The sequence below is a fragment of the Methylobacterium sp. C1 genome (assembly GCF_001854385.1).
Taxonomy (GTDB): domain Bacteria; phylum Pseudomonadota; class Alphaproteobacteria; order Rhizobiales; family Beijerinckiaceae; genus Methylobacterium; species Methylobacterium radiotolerans.
This window is the reverse complement of the sequence record NZ_CP017640.1, coordinates 2,368,899-2,389,791: the sequence shown is the minus strand read 5'-3', so window position 1 is coordinate 2,389,791 and position 20,893 is coordinate 2,368,899. Positions and strand designations below refer to the sequence as shown.

17 protein-coding genes are annotated in these 20,893 nt (G+C 74.1%); 10 read left to right on the top strand and 7 right to left on the bottom strand.

Going from position 1 to position 20,893, the window contains the following annotated elements:
• Positions 1-191 precede the first annotated feature (191 nt).
• From BKE41_RS11025 to BKE41_RS11005, 5 genes are all read left to right on the top strand, one after another.
• Entirely contained in the window at positions 192-1,043 is an 852-nt protein-coding gene (locus tag BKE41_RS11025) for a MoxR family ATPase (RefSeq protein ID WP_024830280.1), read from the top strand.
• 64 nt (positions 1,044-1,107) lie between these two features.
• The gene (locus BKE41_RS11020; protein ID WP_012318918.1) at positions 1,108-2,058 is read left to right on the top strand and encodes a 3-hydroxyacyl-CoA dehydrogenase family protein; all 951 of its coding nucleotides are present in this window, start codon (positions 1,108-1,110) and stop codon (positions 2,056-2,058) included.
• Positions 2,055-2,813, top strand: a complete 759-nt coding sequence (locus BKE41_RS11015; protein ID WP_024830282.1) for an SDR family oxidoreductase — start codon at positions 2,055-2,057, stop codon at positions 2,811-2,813. The genes BKE41_RS11020 and BKE41_RS11015 overlap by 4 nt, the downstream gene beginning before the upstream one ends.
• 18 nt (positions 2,814-2,831) lie before the next feature.
• Positions 2,832-3,719 carry a 3-keto-5-aminohexanoate cleavage protein gene (locus tag BKE41_RS11010; RefSeq protein ID WP_063111706.1) on the top strand — a complete coding sequence of 296 codons (888 nt, stop codon included), beginning with the start codon at positions 2,832-2,834 and terminating at the stop codon, positions 3,717-3,719.
• Positions 3,720-3,945: 226 nt separating this feature from the next.
• The gene (locus BKE41_RS11005) at positions 3,946-5,175 is read left to right on the top strand and encodes an ABC transporter substrate-binding protein (protein ID WP_024830284.1); all 1,230 of its coding nucleotides are present in this window, start codon (positions 3,946-3,948) and stop codon (positions 5,173-5,175) included.
• 158 nt (positions 5,176-5,333) lie between these two features.
• Here the strand turns inward: BKE41_RS11005 and BKE41_RS11000 are convergent, their stop codons facing one another.
• Positions 5,334-6,203 carry an aldo/keto reductase family oxidoreductase gene (locus BKE41_RS11000; protein WP_070999379.1) on the bottom strand — a complete coding sequence of 290 codons (870 nt, stop codon included), beginning with the start codon at positions 6,201-6,203 and terminating at the stop codon, positions 5,334-5,336.
• Positions 6,204-6,295: 92 nt separating this feature from the next.
• Between BKE41_RS11000 and BKE41_RS10995 the strand changes: the two genes are divergently transcribed.
• The gene (locus BKE41_RS10995; RefSeq protein WP_012318913.1) at positions 6,296-7,216 is read left to right on the top strand and encodes a LysR family transcriptional regulator; all 921 of its coding nucleotides are present in this window, start codon (positions 6,296-6,298) and stop codon (positions 7,214-7,216) included.
• Here BKE41_RS10995 and BKE41_RS32110 read toward each other — a convergent pair.
• The 4 genes from BKE41_RS32110 to BKE41_RS10980 form a co-directional block, all read right to left on the bottom strand.
• Positions 7,200-8,954, bottom strand: coding sequence for an autotransporter domain-containing protein (locus tag BKE41_RS32110; protein WP_245295943.1), 1,755 nt, complete (start codon positions 8,952-8,954; stop codon positions 7,200-7,202). The two genes, BKE41_RS10995 and BKE41_RS32110, sit on opposite strands and share 17 nt — an antisense overlap.
• Before the next feature lie 132 nt (positions 8,955-9,086).
• Positions 9,087-10,361: a phosphatase PAP2 family protein gene (locus BKE41_RS32100; protein ID WP_245295942.1), complete on the bottom strand. Its 1,275-nt coding sequence runs from the start codon at positions 10,359-10,361 to the stop codon at positions 9,087-9,089.
• Between the two features lie 411 nt (positions 10,362-10,772).
• Positions 10,773-12,539 carry a methanol/ethanol family PQQ-dependent dehydrogenase gene (locus BKE41_RS10985; protein WP_071000673.1) on the bottom strand — a complete coding sequence of 589 codons (1,767 nt, stop codon included), beginning with the start codon at positions 12,537-12,539 and terminating at the stop codon, positions 10,773-10,775.
• Positions 12,540-12,658: 119 nt separating this feature from the next.
• Entirely contained in the window at positions 12,659-13,255 is a 597-nt protein-coding gene (locus tag BKE41_RS10980; protein WP_012318910.1) for a TIGR00730 family Rossman fold protein, read from the bottom strand.
• 226 nt (positions 13,256-13,481) lie between these two features.
• Between BKE41_RS10980 and BKE41_RS10975 the strand changes: the two genes are divergently transcribed.
• The gene (locus BKE41_RS10975) at positions 13,482-14,990 is read left to right on the top strand and encodes an Ig-like domain-containing protein (RefSeq protein ID WP_070999377.1); all 1,509 of its coding nucleotides are present in this window, start codon (positions 13,482-13,484) and stop codon (positions 14,988-14,990) included.
• Positions 14,991-15,000: 10 nt separating this feature from the next.
• On the opposite strand, the gene BKE41_RS10970 is transcribed toward BKE41_RS10975, so the two are convergent.
• Entirely contained in the window at positions 15,001-16,335 is a 1,335-nt protein-coding gene (locus BKE41_RS10970) for a PLP-dependent aminotransferase family protein (protein ID WP_029361560.1), read from the bottom strand.
• Positions 16,336-16,439: 104 nt separating this feature from the next.
• Between BKE41_RS10970 and BKE41_RS10965 the strand changes: the two genes are divergently transcribed.
• The 3 genes from BKE41_RS10965 (at position 16,440) to BKE41_RS10955 (ending at position 18,963) form a co-directional block, all read left to right on the top strand.
• Positions 16,440-16,646 carry a translation initiation factor IF-2 gene (locus BKE41_RS10965; protein WP_070999375.1) on the top strand — a complete coding sequence of 69 codons (207 nt, stop codon included), beginning with the start codon at positions 16,440-16,442 and terminating at the stop codon, positions 16,644-16,646.
• Positions 16,647-16,731: 85 nt separating this feature from the next.
• Positions 16,732-18,654 (top strand): ABC transporter ATP-binding protein/permease, encoded by a 1,923-nt coding sequence (locus BKE41_RS10960; protein WP_070999369.1) that lies wholly within the window; start codon positions 16,732-16,734, stop codon positions 18,652-18,654.
• 72 nt (positions 18,655-18,726) lie between these two features.
• Positions 18,727-18,963, top strand: a complete 237-nt coding sequence (locus BKE41_RS10955) for a hypothetical protein (protein WP_012318905.1) — start codon at positions 18,727-18,729, stop codon at positions 18,961-18,963.
• A 60-nt stretch (positions 18,964-19,023) separates the two neighbouring features.
• Here the strand turns inward: BKE41_RS10955 and BKE41_RS10950 are convergent, their stop codons facing one another.
• A complete protein-coding gene (locus BKE41_RS10950; protein WP_070999367.1) occupies positions 19,024-19,929 on the bottom strand; it encodes an NAD(P)-dependent oxidoreductase in 906 nt (301 codons plus the stop codon).
• Between the last annotated feature and the right edge of the window lie 964 nt (positions 19,930-20,893).

The following is a 20,893-nucleotide window of genomic DNA, read 5'->3' as shown; positions in this document are numbered from 1 at the left end:
ATACCGTCCTCGCGAGCGGAGCCGAGCAATCCGGGGCGACGCCACGCCTCGGAACGTCGCGCTGCCCTGGGTCACGTCGCATCGCCCGTGATGACGGAGTTCGGACAGGCCCGGCCGGACGGGCTCGGCGCTTGCGGCCCGGCGGCGCGGCGCGCTACCCCTGGGCCCGAGCCCCTCTCTCCGAGACCGCGATGCGCTTTTCCGGAACCGAGACCTACGTCGCGACCCCCGACCTCACCGCGGCGGTCAACGCCGCCGTGGTCCTGGAGCGGCCGCTCCTGGTGAAGGGCGAGCCCGGGACCGGCAAGACCGTGCTGGCCGAGGAGATCGCCAAGGGGCTGAACGCGCCGCTGATCGTCTGGAACATCAAGTCGACCACGAAGGCGCAGCAGGGCCTGTACGAGTACGACGCGGTCTCGCGCCTGCGCGACTCCCAGCTCGGCGACCCGCGGGTCTCGGAGATCGGCAACTACATCCGGCGCGGCAAGCTCTGGGAGGCGTTCACCGCGCCCGAGCGCCCGGTCCTGCTCATCGACGAGATCGACAAGGCCGACATCGAGTTCCCCAACGACCTGCTGACCGAACTCGACCGGATGGAGTTCCACGTCTACGAGACCGGCGAGACCGTGAGGGCCGTGCGCCGGCCGATCGTGATCATCACGTCGAACAACGAGAAGGAGCTGCCGGACGCGTTCCTGCGCCGCTGCTTCTTTCACTACATCAAGTTCCCCGACGCCGAGACGCTGCAGCGCATCGTCGACGTCCACTATCCGGGCATCAAGCACCGCCTCGTCGAGGAGGCGCTGCGGACCTTCCTGGCGATGCGCGAGGTCCCGGGCCTCAAGAAGAAGCCCTCGACCTCGGAGCTGCTCGACTGGCTGAAGCTCCTCGTCTCCGAGGACATCGCCCCCGAGACCCTGCGCGAGCAGGACGGCCGCAAGCTGATCCCGCCGCTGCACGGGGCGCTCCTGAAGAACGAGCAGGATGTCAGCCTGTTCGAGAAGCTGGCCTTCATGATGCGCCGGGACCAGCGCGGCGGCTGAGGCCGGCGGGAAGACCCGAGGATTCCCGCGAGAGGAGCCCGGGACAGGGACAGGAGCGTGCGGCATGGGCGAGATCGCGATCGTCGGCGGCGGCGTGATGGGGCACGGCATCGCCCTGGTGCTGGCGCTCGCCGGCCACGGCGTGCGGCTCACCGACACGCGGCCCGAGACCCGCGCGCGGATCCCCGCCCTGATGGACTCGGCCCTCGCGACCCTGCGGGAGGCGGGCGCCGCCCCGGAGGGCTGGGATGCCGCGCGGCTGGCCCGGGCCGTCCGGGTCGAGGCGGAGCTCGGCGCGGCGGTGTCGGGCGCCGGTCTCGTGATCGAGGCGATCACCGAGGACCCGGAGGCCAAGGGCGCGCTCTTCTCCGAGCTCGACCGGCTCTGCCCGGCCGACGCGGTCCTCGCCAGCAACACCAGCTACCTCGACGTCTTCCCGCTGATCCCGGAACGCCGGCAGGCGCGGGCGCTGATCCTGCACTGGTACACGCCGCCCTACATCGTCGACCTGGTCGACGTGGTGCCGGGGCCCGGCACCGATCCGGCGGTGATCGCCGCCATGGCCGAGTTCGTGCGCGGCCTCGGCCAGGTCCCGATCGTCCTGAAGCGCTTCATCCCCGGCTACGTCGCCAACCGCATCCAGCAGGCGATCAGCGCCGAGGTGTTCCGGCTCCTCGACGAGGGCGTGGCCGCGCCGCGGGACATCGACGACGCGATCGTCCACGGGCTCGCCCTGCGCATCCCGATCCTCGGCCACCTCGCCAAGGCCGACTTCACCGGCCTGGAGCTGACGCAGCGGGCGCTCGCCAACGGCAGCTACGCGCCGCCGCCGCCGCGCACCCGGTCCGAGACCCTCGACGCCCTCTGCGCCGCCGGCCGGACCGGGGTGATGGCGGGGCGCGGCTACTTCGACTGGGGCGGGCGCGCGCCCGAGGAGCTGTTCCGCGAGCGCGACCGCAAGCTCCTGGCGCTCAAGGCGGCGATGGCCGGGATCGGCCGGATGGAGGGAACATGATCGGAGCGGACCTGTCCGGGCGGCGCGTCCTCGTCACCGGGGCCTCCTCGGGCATCGGGCTCGCGACCGTCGCGATCTTCGCCCGCAACGGCGCCGCGGTGGCGCTGAACCACCTGCCCGACGATGCCCGCGGCCCGGCCGAGGTCGCCCGGCTCGCCGGGGAGGGCCTCTCGGTGATCGCGCTGCCCGGGGACGTGTCGCGGGCGGGCGAGGCCGAGGCGATGGTGGCGGCCGGCATCGACCGGCTCGGCGGCCTCGACGTGCTCGTCAACAATGCCGGGACGTCGGCCACGACCGCGCCCATCGCGTTCGAGGATCTCGACGCGATGAGCGAGGAGTTCTGGGCGACGATCCTCGCGACCAACCTGCTCGGGCCGTTCCGCTGCGCCCGGGCCGCGGCCGCGACCCTCAAGGCGAGCCGCGGCGCCATCGTCAACACCGCGTCGGTGGCCGGTCTCGGGCGGCGCGGCTCGTCGGTCGCCTACGCGGCCAGCAAGGCCGGGCTGATCAACCTGACCCGCAGCCTCGCCCGGGCGCTGGCGCCGGAGGTGCGCGTCAACGCCGTCGCGCCGGGCCTCGTCGCCACGCCCTGGACCGACCCCTGGTCGGAGGAGCGCAAGGCCGCGACGGTGGGGCGCACCATGCTCGGCCGCATGGCCCGCCCGGAGGACATCGCCGAGACGATCTTCTTCCTGAGTGCCGGCGCGGCCTACATCACGGGCGAGACGATCACGGTCGACGGCGGAGCGATCTAGGGTCCGAGGAGAACACCCATGGCGAGCACCACCGTCATCACCTGCGCCCTCACGGGCTCCTTCGACACGCCGCGGAAGAACCCGGCCGTGCCGGTGAGCCCGGAGGCGATCGCCGAGTCGGCGCTCGAGGCCGCCGCCGCCGGGGCCGCGGTGGTGCACATCCACGTCCGCGACCCCGAGACGGCCGCGCCCAGCATGGCGCTCGCCCATTACCGCGAGGCGGTGGAGCGGATCCGCGAGAAGAATACGGACGTGATCCTCAACCTGACCACGGGGGCGGGGGGCCGGTTCGTGCCGGGCGATCCCGACCCGGCGGTCGCCGGCCCGGGCACCACCTTCGTCAGCCCGGAGGTGCGCACCCGGCATGTCGGCGCGCTGCGGCCGGAGATCTGCACCCTCGACATCGCCACGATGAATTTCGGCGAGCACCTGTTCCTCAACACGCCAAGCCATCTGCGGGCGATGGCGGGTCACATCCGCGACGCGGGCGTGAAGCCCGAGATCGAGGTGTTCGACCTCGGCCAGATCGAGCTGGCCCGGCACCTGATCGCCGAGGGGCATCTGGCGCGCCCGCCCCTGTTCCAGATCTGCCTCGGCATCCCCTGGGGCGCCCCGGCGACGCCCGAGGCGCTCGTGGCGATGCGGGCGCGGCTGCCGGAGGACGCGGTCTGGTCGGCCTTCGGCATCGGCCGGGAGGAGTTCCCGATCCTCGCGGTGGCGGCCGGGATGGGCGGCAACGTCCGGGTCGGGCTGGAGGACAACCTGTACCTGTCGAGGGGCCGGCTCGCGCCGAGCAACGCCGCCCTGGTGGAGAAGGCGGTGAGCCTGCTGGCCCATCTCGACCGGGAGCCGGCCACCCCCGATCAGGCGCGGGCGATCTTCGGGTTGACGCCGCGGGGCGGTTGAGCGGCCGATCGCCGCCGCACACCCGTCATCACGACCGTGGCGCTGCTGGATCGCTCCGCTCGCGAAGACGGCGGTGTCGTCTCGCGTGGTGAAGGCTGTCCCTGACGGATCGCCGGCATCCTCACGCGCACCCGTTCCAGCCGCGATCCGCCACGGATAGTCTGCCTTCGGAAACGTCCCGAGCGGCGATCAACGCGGCCGGGAGAGATTCGACAGGGAGAGAGACATGACGCTCCGCCACCGCGCCGCGGCGCTGCTCGGGAGTCTGTGCGCGCTCGGCGCCGGCGCGGCGCTCGCGGCCGACCTCGTGCCGGTGAAGATCGGCGTGCTGAACGACCGCTCCGGCGTCTACTTCGACTCCACCGGCGAGGGCTCGGTGGTCGCCGCCCGGATGGCGGTCGAGGATTTCAAGCCGGAGGCGCACGGGCTGAAGGTCGAGGTCGTCGCCGCCGACCACCAGAACAAGCCCGATGTCGGCGCCTCCATCACCCGGCAATGGTACGACCGCGACGGCGTCGACGCGGTGTTCGACGTCCCCACCTCCTCGGTGGCGCTCGCCATCGCGCAGATCACCAAGGAGAAGAACAAGGCCTTCATCAACTCGGGCGGCGGCACCGCCGACCTGACCGGCCCGGCCTGCACGCCCAACACCGTGCACTGGACCTACGACACCGCGGCGCTGGCCAACGGCACCGGCAAGGCCATCCTCAAGCGCGGCGGCAAGTCCTGGTACTTCATCACCGCCGACTACGCCTTCGGCCTCGCCCTTGAGCGCGACACCAAGGCGGTGGTGGAGAAGAACGGCGGCAAGGTCGTCGGCGGCGTGCGCACGCCGTTCCCGAACCCGGACTTCTCCTCGTTCCTCCTCCAGGCCCAGGCCTCGGGCGCGCAGGTGATCGGGCTGGCCGATGCCGGCCTCGACGCCGCCAACGCCATCAAGCAGGCGCACGAGTTCGGCATCCGCCAGGGCGGCCAGACGCTCGCGGCCCTGCTGATCGCCATCACCGACATCCACTCGCTGGGCCTGGACGTGGCGCAGGGCCTCGCCTTCACCGCCTCGTTCTACTGGGACCTCAACGACGGCACCCGGGCCTTCGCGGAGCGGTTCGAGAAGCGCATGCCCGGCAAGAAGCCGACCTCGTACCAGGCGGGCGTCTACGCCAGCACGCTCCACTACCTGAAGGCGGTGGCGGCCCTGCACTCGGCCAGGGACGGCGCCGCCGTGGTCGCCAAGATGAAGGAGATGCCGACCGACGACCCGCTGTTCGGCAAGGGCACGATCCGGCCGGACGGGCGCAAGATCCACCCGATGTACCTGTTCGAGGCCAAGGCGCCGTCCGAGTCGAAGGGCGCGTGGGACCTCTACAAGGTGCTGGAGACGATCCCGGCCGAGCAGGCGTTCCGCCCGATGAGCGAGGGCGGCTGCCCGATGCTCGCCGATATGACGGCGAAGTAGGCGCCGGGTCGATCGTTGCGGCACCGCCGTCCTTGCGAGCGGAGCGAGGCACTCCAGACAGCGCGACGCCGACCGTCGTCGCGCGGCCCTGGGTCACTTCGCTGCGCTCGCGATGACGGGGAGGGAGAGCGCAACCGAAGCGTCCGGACGGGAACCGTTCACGCCGCCCCGATCCGATCCAGCGCCGCCATCGCCTCATCCGGGAGCGCGAGCGCGGCCGCCGCGAGGTTCTCGCGCAGATGGCCGAGCGAGGAGGTCCCCGGGATCAGCAGGATGTTGGGCGACCGGCGCAGCAGCCACGCCAGCGCCACCTGCATCGGCGTCGCGCCGAGCCCGGCCGCGACCTCGGACAGCGTGCCCGACTGCAGCGGGCTGAACCCGCCCAGCGGGAAGAACGGCACGTAGGCGATCCCGGCCGCCGCCAGATCGTCGATGAAGGCGTCGTCGCCCCGATGGGCGAGATTGTACTGGTTCTGCACGCAGACGATGTCGGTGATCCGGCGCCCCTCGGCGACCTGACGCGGCGTGGCGTTGCTCAGGCCGATCCGGCGGATCAGCCCCTGGCGCTGAAGATCCGCCAGCACGGTGAGCGGCGCCTCGATCGGGCCCTCTGCCGGCCCGTGGACGTCGAACATCAGGCGCAGGTTGACCACGTCGAGGGCGTCGACGCCGAGGTTGCGCAGGTTGTCGTGGACCGCCCGGGCGAGCTCCTCGGCCGAGAAGGCCGGGTTCCACGAGGCGTCGGCCCCGCGCCTGGCGCCGACCTTGGTGACGATCACGAGCCCGTCCGGGTAGGGGTGCAGCGCCTCGCGGATGATCCGGTTGGTGACGTGCGGCCCGTAGAAGTCGCTGGTGTCGATGTGGTCGACGCCCGCCGCCACGGCTTCCCGGAGCACCGCGACCGCGGCGGCGCGGTCCTCGGGCGGCCCGAACACCCCGGGCCCGGCGAGCTGCATGGCCCCGTAGCCGAGCCGCTTCACGGTGCGGTCGCCGAGGGCGAAGGTCCCGGCCTGCGCGATGTCGGTCATGACGTATCTCCTGTGGGCGCCCCGGATGTAGACGCCCGGTTTTGCGCCGATAAGCCGTGACAATCGGCACGGCCTGTGCGGATTCTCGAACGATGACCCGGGATCTCACCGACCTCGCCGCCTTCGTGACCGTGGCGCGGGCTGGCGGGTTCCGCGAGGGCGCCCGCGCCGGGGGCGGGAGCGCGTCGAGCCTCAGCGAGGCGGTGCGCCGGCTGGAGGCGGGGCTCGGCGTGCGCCTCCTGAACCGCACCACCCGCAGCGTCGCGCCGACCGAGGCCGGGACCCGCCTGCTGGAGCGGCTCGGCCCGGCGCTCGCCGAGGTGGAATCCGCCCTCGACGTGGTGAACGGGTTCCGCGACCGGCCGGCCGGGACGCTGCGGCTCAACGTGCCGCTCAGCGCCGCCCGGCTGGTGCTGCCGGCACTCGTGCCGCCCTTCCTGGCGGCCTACCCGGAGATCCGCCTGGAGGTGGTGGTCGAGGACGGGTTCGTGGACGTGCTGGCGGCAGGCTGCGACGCCGGCATCCGCTACGACGAGCGGCTGGAGCAGGACATGATCGCCGTGCCGATCGGCCCGCGGCGGCAGCGCTTCGCCACGGCGGCGTCCCCGGCCTATCTCGACCGGCGCGGCCGGCCGGAGCATCCGCGGGACCTCCTCGACCATGCCTGCCTGCTCGGCCGCTTCCCCAGCGGCGCGCTGACGGCGCCGTGGGAGTTCGAGCGCGACGGCGCGATCGTCCGGGTAGACCCGACCGGGCCGCTGATCGTGCGGGTCGGCGCCAGCGACCTCGCGGTGGAGGCCGCGGTCGCCGGCACCGGGATCGTCCACCTGTTCGAGGACTGGCTGCGGCCGCGGCTCGACGGCGGCGCCCTGGAGCCGGTGCTGGAACCCTGGTGGCAGGACTTCCCCGGCCCGTTCCTCTACTACCCCGGCCGGCGGCACCTGCCGGCGCCGCTGCGCGCCTTCGTGGACTTCGTCGGCGCGCAGGCGTCGCGCGCTAGAACCGCAGGGTGAAGCCGCCCGTCACGGCCTGATCCCGCGCGCGGGCGCCGGTCTGGCCCGTGTAGGCCACGCCCAGGCTCGCGTCCGGCGTCACCGCCAGCTCGAGCCCGACCTGCGCCACCAGCGCGTCCCGGTCGATCGGCACCCCCGCGCTCAGGAAGGCCGGACCGCCCGCGCCGAAGGCCAGCAGAGCCGTCGGCACCACGTCGCCGAACGCCCGCCGGTAGCCGACGAGGCCCCGCAGCGTCACCGGCCGGCTCAAGCCCAGGTCCAGGCGCGTCTGCGCCCGAACCCCCACGGTCGCCGCGCCGAGATCGTAGTCCCGCGCGACGCTCGCCAGCGCCGCCGCGCCCCCCGTCTCCGCGAAGGCGCCGCGCCGGATGCCGACATACGCCCCGCCCGCGAACGGCTCGACGGACGCGCCCGCCGGCTGCCCCAGCGCGATCCGCCAGCCGATCTCGCCGAATGCCTGCACCGTGTGGCCGCCGCCGTGCCCGCTCAGCGTGTCCGACAGCCCGTACGCCACGGCCCGGCGGGTGCGCGCGTCCGTCTCGGCGTAGAGGGCGCCCAGCCGCAGCGCCAGCGGGCCGCGTTCGTAGCCGCCGTACAGGCCGCCGAAGCCGCTCTTGAGCGTCGCGCTCTCCGCCCGGCTCAGGCCGCCCACCCGGCCCGCGCTGGCGAGATCGGCCTCGGTGTAGCCGCCGACCACGCCGACGCGCGGCCCGCTGGCCAAGCGCACGTCCGCGCCCGCCGCGAAGCCGGCGATCTGCCGGTTCAGGTCGAAGGCGTTGCCGCCGCCGCCGGCCGTGCCGAAGGCGCCGAAACCCTGGCCCCAGACCCCGAACACCTGCGGGTCGAGCGCCCGCACCGGCACGTCGGCCACCACCGGGGCCCGTCCGGGCAGGTCGGCCGCGTCGGCGGCCGGCAGGCGGCCGTCGTCGAGGCCTGTGCCGGGGCCGCCCCAGCGCAGCCGGTCGAGCACGGCCTCGCGCACGAAGTAGGCGGTCTCGTAGGCGGTGGACACGGTGCCGGCGTGGATGTCGCCGGCCAGCGCCCGGAAGCCGCTACCGGCCTCGTCGGCCGTGAAGGCGACCGCCGCGTCGTAGAGCCGGCCCGATCCGGCGGCCTGGATCGCGTTGGCGGCGGCCGCGCCGTTGCGGCCGGTGGCGGAGGCGGCGAAGGGCACGTCGTTGCGGGTCAGCGTCAGGTCGACCGCGTCGCTCCGGTAGCGCAGGCCCGGGCTGAGGAAGGCGAGGTTCGCGGTCACGCCGGCGAACCGGCCGGAGACGCCGCCGGCGGCGGAGAGGATCGTGTAGGTGGTGCGCGGGCTGTAGGCGCCCGGGGCGGCGCGCACCTGGACGGTGCCGCCCGACAGGGTGGCGGTGCCGGTCGCGGCGATCCGGTCCGCCTGTCCGGCGGCGCCGGCCTCGACCCGGTAGACGGAGCCCGGCGCGAAGGCGACATGGCCGGCGGCGGTGAGGGTCCCGATGGAATTGCCCGGCGCCACGGTGCCGCCCGCGAGCGCGCTGATCCCGCCCAGCGTGCCCGAGCCGCCGAGTTCCGCCCCCGGCAGCACCGTGACGACCGAGTGGGCGAGGGCGCCGTTCACCACGAGCCGCCCGGCCTGCACCGCGGTGGCGCCCGTCAGCGTGCCGAGCCCCGTGAGCGTGAGGGTGCCCGCCCCGGTCTTGGTCAGGGTCCCGGAGCCCGAGACGGCGTTGGCCAGCGTCCCGTCGGTCGACTGATCCACGACGAGCGCCGCGTCGTCGACGATGGCGCCCGTGCCGAAGGCGCCGGCATGGCCGACGAGCGTCCCGCCGCCGATGGTCGTGCCGCCCGCGTAGGTGTTGGCGCCGGTCAGGACCAGCGTGCCGCTGCCGAGCTACACGAGGCCGCCCGCGCCGCCGATGTCGTTGCGCCAGACGTCGTAGGCCGAGAAGCCGCCCCTGGCCGCGTCCATCGTGACGGTGACCGTGCCGTCGAGGGCGCCGTAGCCGTCGGCGGCGGCGAACAGGTTGATGCGGTCGTAGCCCAGCCCGTTGTCGAGGAAGCCGCCGGAGGGCAATTCGGTGGTCGCGATCACGTCGCGGCGCTGCGCCGCCGTGAGGTAGGGGAAGCGGGTCGCGAGCAGCGCCTCCGCCCCCACCGGGACCACCGGCGGCCGGTCCGTGGGCCCGACCGGCGGCAGGCCGTAGGTCAGGCGCGCCGTGTAGGCGGCCTTGTCGCGCGCGTAGTCGGAGAAGCGGTCGGTGGCCGGATCCACGGGCGCGTGGGCGCACCGCTCCAAGGGACCGCCGCAGGCCTGGCTCAGGTAGCGCTGCGCCTGCGCGAAGGCCTCGCCCAGCAGGGCCGCGTTCGCCGGGTCGTTGAGCGCCCGGATGGCGAAGGCGGTCGCCAGCACGCGGCCGCCGATCACGTCGGTGGGCGAATGCATGCCCGCCTCGATCCGGTTGTCGCCGAGCTCGCTCGCGCGGGTGAGCAGTTCCTGGAACCGCTGCGGGACCGCGTAGGCCAGGGCGAGGGCCGACAGGTAGGCGGCGTTGGTGTGGCCGCTCGGGAAGCCGCCATCCGTCGCGGGGGTCGGGCTCCTCTCCGGCCCGAGGGAGGGCGGCACGACGAAGCCGAGGCTCTGGCCGTTCAGGCTCTGCCGCCAGGGGCGCGGATAGCTGTAGGCGTCCTTGGCCGGGCCGGTGGAGGCGTTGGTCCGGAACGCGTTGACCAGCTGCACGACCTTCCCGAGGGGCGACGTCGTCACGCCGGCGCCGGTGCCCTGGTCGACGTACTGGACGCGCGACGTGGTCGCGTCGAAGGCCGGGATCGTGGTGGTCGCCCCCGATCCCGCCAGATAGGCCCGGGTCAGCGGCCCGAGGCCGTCGATGACGCTGTAGCTCTGGTTTCGGCGGTCGTCGTCGTAGGCGGCGATCTCCTGCGCCTGGGTCCGCTCCCGCGCCCGCTCGGCGACGATCTGGATGTTGCGCAGCAGGAGGGGCGCCCCGAGGGCCGTGGGCGATCCGGTGTCGTAGGTCTGCCCGGGGATCCAGATCCGCCGGAAACCCGACAGGATGTCGACGCCGTTGCCGGCCGTCTGCGCCTGAGCGCCCGGACCGAGCAGCGCGACCGCCAGCGCGGCGAGTGAGACCCCATATCCCCGTGTCATGACGCGCTCCCCGACACCGCCCCATCCGGCCGGTCGCGCGCCCCATAGCCAAGATCAGCTCCAGCAGATCGTCATAGTTCGTTCAAGATCCGACGTTCCAACGATTCGTATCATCGGAGCAACACTCTGTAAGGCGGCTTATTTTCGGAGATAGACTCTGGATTTGCGAATTTATACCGTTGAATTCGCCCCATCACAGCGGCATGCCGACCATTGATCGCCGTGAACGGCACGGCCGCACCTGAATAGTTGCGTCCGGGGCCGGCCGCCGGAGCCGGAATCGGGGCCGTGCGGGACAGGAGAGGCGGCCCGGGATGCGGCCCGGCAAACCCGGCGCGGGGGCGCCTCGGAACGTCGGAGGGATGCCGCGCGAATCGCCCGGCGGCGCGTGCGGACGCCGCCGGGGGCGGCTCACTGCGGCAGTTCGAACACCGTGAGCTGCCCGCCGGGCGCCGTGTACTGCGACAGGGCCGCGTAGCCGCCGACTGCCCCCGAACCGTCGGCCGGGTCGGTCAGCCCGGCCGCCAGACCGATCCCGGCCCAGCCGCCGACCCCGGAGAGCACCGCCACGTACTGCTTCCCGCCGTGCAGGTAGGTGGTGACGTTGCCGACGATGCCGGACGGGGTCTTGAACCGGTAGAGCTCGTGCCCGTCCCGGGCGTCGACCGCCTTCAGGTAGCCCTCCAGCGTGCCGTAGAAGACCACGTTGCCGGCCGTGGCGAGCGCCCCCGACCAGACCGAGAACGGCTCCGGGATCGTCCAGGCGATCCGGCCCCTGGCGCCGTCCCAGGCGATGAACGCCCCGGTCCGGTCCGAGCCCTCGGGCGGGTGCAGGGTGAGCGTCGCGCCGACATAGGGCTGGCCGGGCGTGTAGGTCACCCGAAACGCCTCGTAGTCCATGCACATGTGGTTGGTCGGCACGTAGAACAGCCGCGTCTTGGCCGAGTAGGCGGCCGGCTGCTGGTTCTTGGCACCCAGCGCCCCGGGGCAGATGTTCTTCGTGGCCTCGTCCTCGTCGGCCGCGCCGGGGGCGTAGCGCTTGTCGACCGCGGGCCGGCCGTAATCGGGGGCGGCGGGGTTCGTCTCCACGCGGCTCGCCCAGTTCACCGTGGGATCGAACTTCTCCGCCACCAGCAGAGCGCCGGTGGCGCGGTCCAGCGTGTAGCCGAAGCCGTTCCGGTCGAAATGGGTCAGCACCTTCCGGGCGCGGCCGTCGATCACCTGCTCGGTGAGGATCATCTCGTTGACGCCGTCGTAGTCCCACTGGTCGTGGGGGGTCATCTGGTAGACCCAGCGGGCGACGCCCGTATCGGCGTCGCGGGCGATGATCGCCTGTGCCCACCGGTTGTCCCCCGGGCGCTGGTTCGGGTTCCAGGTCGAGGGATTGCCGGTGCCGTAATAGACGAGGTTCAGGTCCGGGTCGTAGGAGAACCAGCCCCAGCTGCAGGCGCCGCCGGTCCGCCACTGGTCGCCCTCCCAGCTCCTGAGCGAGGAATCCCTGCCGATCGGGCGCCCGAGCTCGGTCGTCGTCTCCGGATCGACCAGCATGTCGGCGTCCGGCCCGGTGGCGTAGGCGCGCCAGAGCCGCTGACCCGTCGCCTGATCGTAGGCGGTGACGTGGCAGCGCGCCCCGTACTCGCCCCCCGCGAGCCCGACGATGAGCTTGCCGTGCACCGGCAGGACCGTGGCGGTGTTGGTCTCGCCCCGGCCCGGGTCGCCGTTCCGCACCGACCACAGCACCCGGCCGGTCTCCGGATCGAGTGCCACCACGGTGGTGTCGGCCTGCTGCAGGAACAGCCGCCCGTCCGCGTAGGCGAGCCCCCGGGAGACCGTGTCGCAGCACATCACGGCGATGACGCTCGCGTCCTGCCGCGGCGCGTAGCGCCACAGGATCTTCCCACCCTGGTCGAGGTCGAGGGCGTAGACCGCGTTGGGGAACGGCGTGTGCACGTACAGGACGTGCCCGACCACGATCGGCGCGCCCTCGTGGCCGCGCAGGACGCCGGTGGAGAAGGTCCAGGCGACCTTCAGGCGCCCGACATTGCCGGCATCGATCTGGTCGAGGGCGGAGTAGCGCGTGTTGGCGTAGTCCAGGGTCTGCAGGACCGGCGACGGGCCGGCCGCCGCCGCGCCGGCGAGGCCGGCGAGCGGCAGCGCCGCGAGGAGTGAAGCACGCATCGACGCCCGCATCCCTGTGATCCTCTTCGCCGCGCGGCCGGCGGCGGGCCGGAACCCCGGCCGGGATCCGCGACGGCAGCCATGGCTCCCCGCGCGAGGGCGCGCGCCTCTACGCGCCTCTACATGCGCTGCTGGACGATGCTCTCGGCCTTCGGGTCCGGCTCGTGTCCGGCCGCGCGGAGCAGCGGCACCACCTCGGCCGCCTCCCGCGCGACGAGGTAGCTCAGGTCGAGGCCCTCGCGGATGAAGCCGTGGCCGCGCATGTGCTCGAACAGGGCCAGCAGCGGCGCCCAGAACTCCGCCACCGAGACCAGCACCACCGGCTTCCGGTGGCGCCCGAGCTGCGCCCAGGTCAGCTGCTCGACCAGCTCCTCCAGGGTGCCGATGCCGCCCGGCAGGGTCACGAACGCGTCCGAGCGCTCGAACATCAGGCGCTTGCGGGTGTGCATGTCGGAGACCACCACGGTCTCCTGGATGTCGGCCAGCATGTGCTCGCGCGCCTGGAGGAAGTCCGGGATGATGCCGGTGACGTGGCCGCCGGCGGCGAGCGCCGCCCGCGCCACCGTACCCATCAGACCGACATCGCCGCCGCCGTAGACGAGGCCCATCCCGGCCTGCGCGACCGCGGTCCCGAGGATCTCGGCGGCCGCGCGGAAGGCCGGGTCGCGGCCGAAGCCGGAGCCGCAATAGACACAGACTGTCCTCACCGGAGCCATCCGGCGTCCTCCTCGCGCGTCCGTTGCGTGCCGTCCAGAACGCGCCCCCGCCCGGCACTCCACGTGCCAAACTGCTGAATTCGCGTGGGATTCACCCGCCTGGGCGGCAGGACGGCTTGGTGTGGGGACCATGTACGGTATTATGGGCGGCGCCGTCGACGGGTTTTCGCGCGGCCGGATGGCCGCCCGCCGGGCGGCGGCAGGATGAGGGGAGGCCTTCGTGGCGATGTCGAGACAGGTGCGGCGCAGTCTCGCCCTGGCGCTCGCCGGCCTCCTCGGCGGACTGGGCCTCGTGCTGGCGCTGTTCGGCGGCGACTCCCTGCGGCGGCTCACCGGCCGCGCCGGCCCCGAGACGTCCGCGTCGTCGGCGCCGGGCGGCAGCCCGCGCGGCCTCGCCGATCCGGGCGCCCTGGCCGCCGCGCCGACCCGCCGATCGACTTCCGCGACGAACAAGCCGGGCCGGGCGCGCCCGGCGCCGGGCCGGGCCCCGCGCGGCGCTCCCGCAGGATCCCGCGCCGGCGCCGCCGGGGCGCCGCAGGCCGGTCCGGGCCGGGACGCGCGCCTGCCGGAGGCGGCCGAGGCGCCGCGCTTCGACATCGTCCGCGTCGAGCCGAACGGCGACGCCGTGGTGGCCGGCCGTGGCGCGCCGGACGCCGCCATCGAGATGCTGGTGGACGGGAAGCCCGTGGCCCGGGCCAAGGCCGACGCCAACGGCCAGTTCGCGATCGTGCCGCCGGCCCTGCCGGCGGGCGCCAGCACCCTCCGCCTGCGCATGACCGGCGCGGACGGGCGCGCGACCGAGTCGCAGCAGAGCGTCGCGGTGGACGTGGCCCCCGGCCGGGACCGCCAGCCCCTCGTGGCCCTGACCGCCCCGGACGCCGCCACCGTCGTGCTGTCGCAGCCCGGCGCGCCCGGGGCGACGGCCGACGCGCAGGGTGGCGCGCACGGCGGCGCGCAGGGTGGCGCGAAGGGCGGCGGATCCGGCACGAGGCCCGGCGCCGAGCCGGGCACCCGGGCCGCCGACGCGGCGCCGGCCGGGGGCGGGGAGACCCGCGCGGCCGCGGCGTCCGGGTCGGGGCCGACCCGGATCGCCAGCGTGGACGTGCAGGGGAACGGACGCCTGTTCGTGACGGCCACCGGCACGCCGGGGGCGCGGATCCAGCTCTACCTCAACGACACGCTGATCGCCCCGGGCAGCATCGGGCCGGACGGCCGGGCGACCTTCACGATCGGGCGCGGGATCAAGCCCGGGCAGTATCAGGTGCGGATCGACCAGGTCGATCCGGCCACCGGCAAGGTCGCCAGCCGCGCGGCGGTCCCCCTCGCGGTGCCGGAGCCGACGCAGGTCGCCGCCCGGGAGACCGCCGAGCCCGCACCGGCCCCTGCCCAGGAGGGCGCGCGGGACCACGGCGGGCGCGATCGGGCCGCGCTGGCCGGTTCCGGTCGGGACGGGTCCGGGCAGGACCGGCCGGCGGCGGCCTCGCCCCCGGCCGCGGTCTCGAATCCCCAGCTGGCCGACATGGCGGGGCCGGACCGGGTCGGCGCGGTGTTCGTGCCGGAGATCAGCACCGCCCGGATCACCCGCGGCGACAACCTCTGGCGGATCAGCCAGCGCACCTACGGCCGGGGCGAGCGCTACACGGTGATCTACGACGCCAACCAGAACCAGATCCGCGATCCGGACCTGATCTACCCGGGCCAGATCTTCGTGCTGCCCACCGACAAGCGCGGCTGAGCGGCCCCGCCTACTCCACCACCTGATCGTCGCCCGCGAAGGCCAGGCGGCGCAGGCCGCGCAGGGCCCGGTCGAGCTCCTCCCGGGACGGCGAGGCCAGGGCGAGGCGCACCGCGTTCGGCGCGTGGCCGGGATGGACCGCGAAGGACGAGGCCGGCAGGAGGGCGATGCCCTGGCGCAGGGCCGCGGCCGCGTAGGCCTCGGCCCGCCACGTCTCGGGGAGCTCCAGCCAGAGATGGTAGGCCTGCGGATCGCCCACGACCCGCAGGTCGGCGAGCGCGGCCCGGGCGAGGGCCTGCCGGGCCGCGGCGTCGCGGCGCTTGGCCTCGGCCAGCGCCGCCGCCGAGCCCCCCGCCATCCAGTGCATGCCGGCCGCGAGCGACAGGCCGAGCACCGTCCAGGCGCCCTGCCGGACGGAGGCGGCGAGCCGGTCGGTGAGGGACGGCGGCGCGGCGATCAGGCCGACCGTCAGCGCCGGCATCACCCGCTTCGACAGGCTGTCCACGAAGATCACCCGGTCCGGTGCGAGGCCGGCGAGGGGCGGCGCGTCCGCCAGGAAGCTGTAGACCGCGTCCTCGACGGCGGTGAGCCCCGTCCGCTCCAGGACCTCCGCCAGGGCGGCCCGGCGCGCCGGCCCCATCGTGGCGCCGAGGGGGTTGTGCAGGGTCGGCTGGAGATAGACGCCGCTCAGCGGGGTCGCCCGGTGGGCCTGGAGCAGCGCCTCGGGGCAGACGCCCTCGGCGTCCATGGCGAGCGGGATCAGCGTGATCCCGAGCCGCGCCGCGATGCCCTTCACCCCCGGATAGGTCAGGGGCTCGCAGCCGATCCGCTCGCCGGGCGCCGCCAGGGCCGCCAGGGCGGCGGCCAGCGCCTGCCGGCCGTTGCCGGTGAACAGGATGTCGGCGGGGTCGGGGGCGTAGCCCGCCCGGGCCAGGAACCCGGCGGCGATCGCCTGCGCCGACGGCGTGCCGGCGGGCCCGTACTGGCTGAAGCCGATCTGGCCGTCGTCGCGGGCGAGCGCCGCCAGGGTCTCGGCCAGGACGGCCTCCTGCTCGGGCAGGCGCGAGTGGGTCCGCTGCAGGTCGAGGGCCGCCGGGGGCGGCTCCGGACGGAGCAATCCGGCGCGCCCCGGCTCGCTGCGGACGTAGGTGCCGCGCCCGACCTCGCCGGTCACCAGACCCCGGCGGGCCAGCTCGGCGTAGACGCGGCTCGCCGTCGAGACCGCGATGCCCCGCGCGTAGGCGAAGTCGCGCTGCGGCGGCAGCCGCGCGCCGGGGCGGAGCCGGCCCGCCGCGATGTCGGCCGCGAGCGCGTCGGCGACGGAGCGGTAATCCGCGGGGCGCATAATTGCTCCGAGGTCAATGTTTCGATTGATCCGAGGTTTGTATCGGATCAATGCTCCGCCAGCAATCCCGGCCGGACTGCATTCCCGCCACCGGATCGTCTGCGATGCAAGCCGTCACCCTGTCCCCGTCGCCCGCCGCCGCCCGTCCGACGGCCCGTCCGACCGCGCGCCCGTCCCTGCTCCGCACGTGGCTGCAGCGGATCCGCACCCGCCGCGCCCTGGCGGCGCTCCACCCCGATCAGGCCCGGGACACCGGCCTCGAGCCCTGGGACCTGCGCGCCGAGATCGCGAAGCCGTTCTGGCGGGCGTGAGACGGGGACATGCACGCAGCGCGGGTGATCCCGCGCGATCCCGGGCCTATATGCGGGTCTCGCGACACGCTCCCCGCGGAACCCCATGACCGACGACACCGCGCCCGCGGCCGGGACGAAGATCCCGGCCGAGCGCCCCGGCCTGATCGCCACCTACCGGCGGCTCTGGCCGCATCTCTGGCCGCACGGCCGGCCCGACCTGCAGCGCCGGGTGTTCCTGGCCTTCGGGCTGCTGCTCGCCGCCAAGCTCGTGACCATGGTGACGCCGTTCACCTTCAAGTGGATCACCGACGCCCTGGTCGCGGCGGTCGGCGGCAAGGACGAGGCCGTGCCCACCGGCCTCCTCGCCGCGCCGATGCTGCTGATCGCCCTCTACGGCGTCTCGCGGATCGCCATGTCGGCGCTCACCCAGGTGCGCGACGGGCTGTTCGCCAAGGTGGCGATGCACGCGGTGCGGCGGCTGGCGCTCCAGACCTTCGAGCACATGCACCGCCTGTCCCTGCGCTTCCACCTGGAGCGCAAGACCGGCGGCCTGACCCGGGTGCTGGAGCGCGGCCGCGCCGGCATCGAGGAATTGTCGCGCCTGATGGTGCTGACCCTGGTGCCGACCATCGTCGAGTTCGTGCTGGTGCTCGGCGTGCTGGCCTACGAGTTCAGCTGGACCTACGCGGCGACCGCCTTCCTGACGGTCGCGGCCTACCTGGCCTTCACCTACAAGGCGACCGAGTGGCGGATCGCCATCCGCCGCCGGATGAACGCGTCGGACACCGACGCCAACACCAAGGCGGTCGACTCGCTGCTCAACTACGAGACGGTGAAGTACTTCGGCGCGGAAGCCCGGGAGGCCGCCCGCTACGACGAGTCGATGGCCAAGTACGAGAAGGCCTCGACGCAGACCTACGTGTCGCTGGCGGTGCTCAACGCCGGGCAGGCGGTGATCTTCACGCTCGGCATGACCGTGGTGATGTGGCTCGCGGCGCGCGACATCCTGGCCGGGCGCACGACGATCGGCGGCTTCGTGCTGGCCAACACCATGCTGGTGCAGCTCTCGATGCCGCTCAACTTCATGGGCATGATCTACCGCGAGATCAAACAGGCGCTGATCGACATCGACGACATGTTCCGCATCCTCGGGCAGAACCCCGAGATCGCCGACCGGCCGGGCGCCGCCCCGCTCGCGGTCGCGGGCGGCACGGTGCGGTTCGAGGACGTGCGCTTCGCCTACAACCCCGAGCGGCCGATCCTGCGCGGCGTCACCTTCGAGATCCCGGCGGGCCAGACGGTGGCGGTGGTGGGGCCCTCGGGCGCCGGCAAGTCGACGCTCTCGCGCCTGCTGTTCCGGTTCTACGAGCCGCAGGCGGGCCGGATCAGCGTCGACGGGCAGGACATCGCGGCGGTGACGCAGGCGTCGCTCCGGGCGGCGATCGGCATGGTCCCGCAGGACACGGTGCTGTTCAACGACACGATCGGCTACAACATCCGCTACGGCCGGGCCGACGCCACCGACGCGGAGCTGCGGGAGGCGGCCCGCCTCGCCCAGATCGACCGCTTCGTCTCGGGGCTGCCGGAGGGCTACGACACGCCGGTGGGCGAGCGCGGCCTGAAGCTCTCGGGCGGCGAGAAGCAGCGGGTCGCCATCGCCCGCACGATCCTCAAGGCGCCGCCGATCCTGGTCCTCGACGAGGCGACCTCGGCGCTCGACTCCTTCACGGAGGCCGAGATCCAGTCGGCGCTCGACCGGGTCAGCCGCGGCCGCACCACCCTGGTGATCGCCCACCGGCTGTCGACGGTGGTCAACGCCGACGCGATCCTGGTCCTCGACCACGGCCGCATCGTCGAGCGCGGCAGCCACGCCGAGCTGCTGGAGGCCGGGGGCGTCTACGCGGCGCTCTGGGACCGCCAGCGGGAGGCCGACGCCGCCCTGGAGGTGCTTCAGCGCGCCGACGCGCCGGTGCTCCCGCCCCGGTCGGGCCGCGCCGCCGTGCCGGAGACCGAGGCCGCGGAGTGACCGAAAGGCGACACGTGGAGAGCGCAGTCCGGGCGGGACGCAACCGGAAGCGGTAAGCGCGGTTTGCCGGTCATGCCGCACTTCTACCTGCACATCCGGGACGGTCAGTGGCTGGTCGAGGATCTCGACGGCGCCGACCTGCCCGACCTCGACGCCGCCCGCGCCGAGGCCGAGCGCTCCGCCCGGGCGCTCTTGGAGATCCAGCAGGTCGACGGCGCGGTGCTGGCCGGGCAGTCCTTCGAGATCGCCGACGCGTCGGGTCAGGTCCTGGCGGTGGTGCCGCTGAAGGACGTGCTCGAGCTGCCGTAAGCTCCAGGGCGCGGGTGGGACGGCCGGGATCGACCGCCCGAGGGCCCCTACGGCCGGCCCCTACGGCCGCGACCGCACCCGGACCCCGAGCAGCTCCTCGAACGGCAGCACCATGGCGCCCTTGTCCCGGTCGCCGTGGCCCTGGCGCAGGGCGGTCTGGTAGGTGGCGGTGGCGGCCGCGGTGACCGGCATCGGGAAGCCGTTCTCCGCCGCGACCGCCGCGGCGGCGACGAGGTCCTTGTAGGCCGCCCCCATCGGGTAGCCCTCGTCGAACTGGCCCCGGAGGATGCGCGGCACGAAGTACTGGGCCGCGTAGCTCCGGCTCGTGCCCGTGGTGACCACCTGGGCGACCTGGTCCGGGTCGAGCCCCATGGCGACGGCCATCGGCAGCACCTCGGCCAGGGCCGCGATGTTGATGTCGTAGAGCACGTTGTTGATCGTCTTGGTGAGCTGGCCGGACCCGGCCGGGCCCATGTGGAGGATTGTCGTGCCGATCCGCTCCAGGAGCGGGCGCACCCGCGCGACCGCCCCGGCCGCGCCGCCGCACATCACGGTGAGCGTCCCGGCCTCGGCGCCGGCCGGCGCGCCGGAGACGGGCGCGTCCACGAAGGCGCGCCCGGTCGCCGCCACCGCGCGGCCGACCGCCAGGGCCTGGGCGTGCGCGACGGTGCTGAGGTCGACCACGACCGCGCCCGGGGCGAGGCGCTCCGCGAGGGCGCCGGTCCCGAGCAGGGCGGCCTCGACCGCGTCGCCGTTCGGCAGGCACAGGAACAGCACCTCGGCGCCGGCGGCCCGGCCGGGATCGGTGGTGGCGACGAGGCCCGGCCCGTCGAGACCGGCGAGGCGCGCCGGGTCGGTATCGATCGCGACGAGCGTCTCGGCACCGGAGGCCCGCTTGGCCGCGAGGTTGCGGGCGATGGGGTGCCCCATCGCGCCGAGGCCGATGAGGGCGAGGCGCGCAGCCATGCGGGTGTCCCTGTTCCGAGTGTCCGGGCGCCCGCCCCTCCGTGCGGGGGAGGCGCCGCGCCAGCATGTCGCCGGACGCGGCCGCCTTCCAGTCCCGATCCCGGCATCCGTGGGAGACCCGTCACCCCGGATCCCATGGCGGCCCCCGGGCCGCGCCCGATCGTCGTGCGACGGCCCGGACGGCGGGCGTCCCCGGCCGGGCCAGCCGCGCCATGCCGCCTCTCCCGCTCACGGAGACGTCCAACTGCGCCCCGACCTTGACAATATTCCTATTCTGTGCTTCCTGACCGCACCTGTCCGCGGCGTTTCGGGAGCGATCCCGGGGCGTCCTTCGGGGGCCTGCCCGGTGGCTGACCGGTCGGGTCCGGGGACGGGGCGGCGCCCGCGTCGGTGGCTCTCAGCCGCCATCGCCCCGGGCGGCGGACCGGTGCGGGGCGTGCCTCGGACGCGGGCGTGAGACCGGGCGGCACTCTGCCCGGCGGGGGAGGAAATGCCCCCGCGCCGACCCGCCTCTGGGCTGACCCTGAGCGACCTGCGGACCCGCCCACGACGAGGCGGGGGACGGCTGGAAGGCCACGGCGCCGATGCGGGTTCCGGGGGTTGCGGGCACGGCGTGCGCGCACCTCGCCCGAGACCGCTAACGGGGAGTCGCAGGACCGGGACGTCGGAGACGCCGCGACGAGAAAGACGGCAGCGGCCGGGGGAGAGGCCCGGCCGGTGCCGCGGGGCGCCGCGGGGATCGGATCCCGCGCGTACCTGGCCGACACCTGGGTTCCCGCGGCGTCCCGCGTCCCTCGTGCGGTCTCCCGGGCCATGCCCCCGGCGCCCAGGCGCGCGGGGACGATCACGCGCGTCGGAACGGCGGGCGGGGGCCAGGGATGCGTGGAGTTGCACCGCACCGTTGTTCCCTCGCCCGAGAAATCGGTCTACACGGCCGCTCCCTCGAAATCGCTTACCTGCCCCG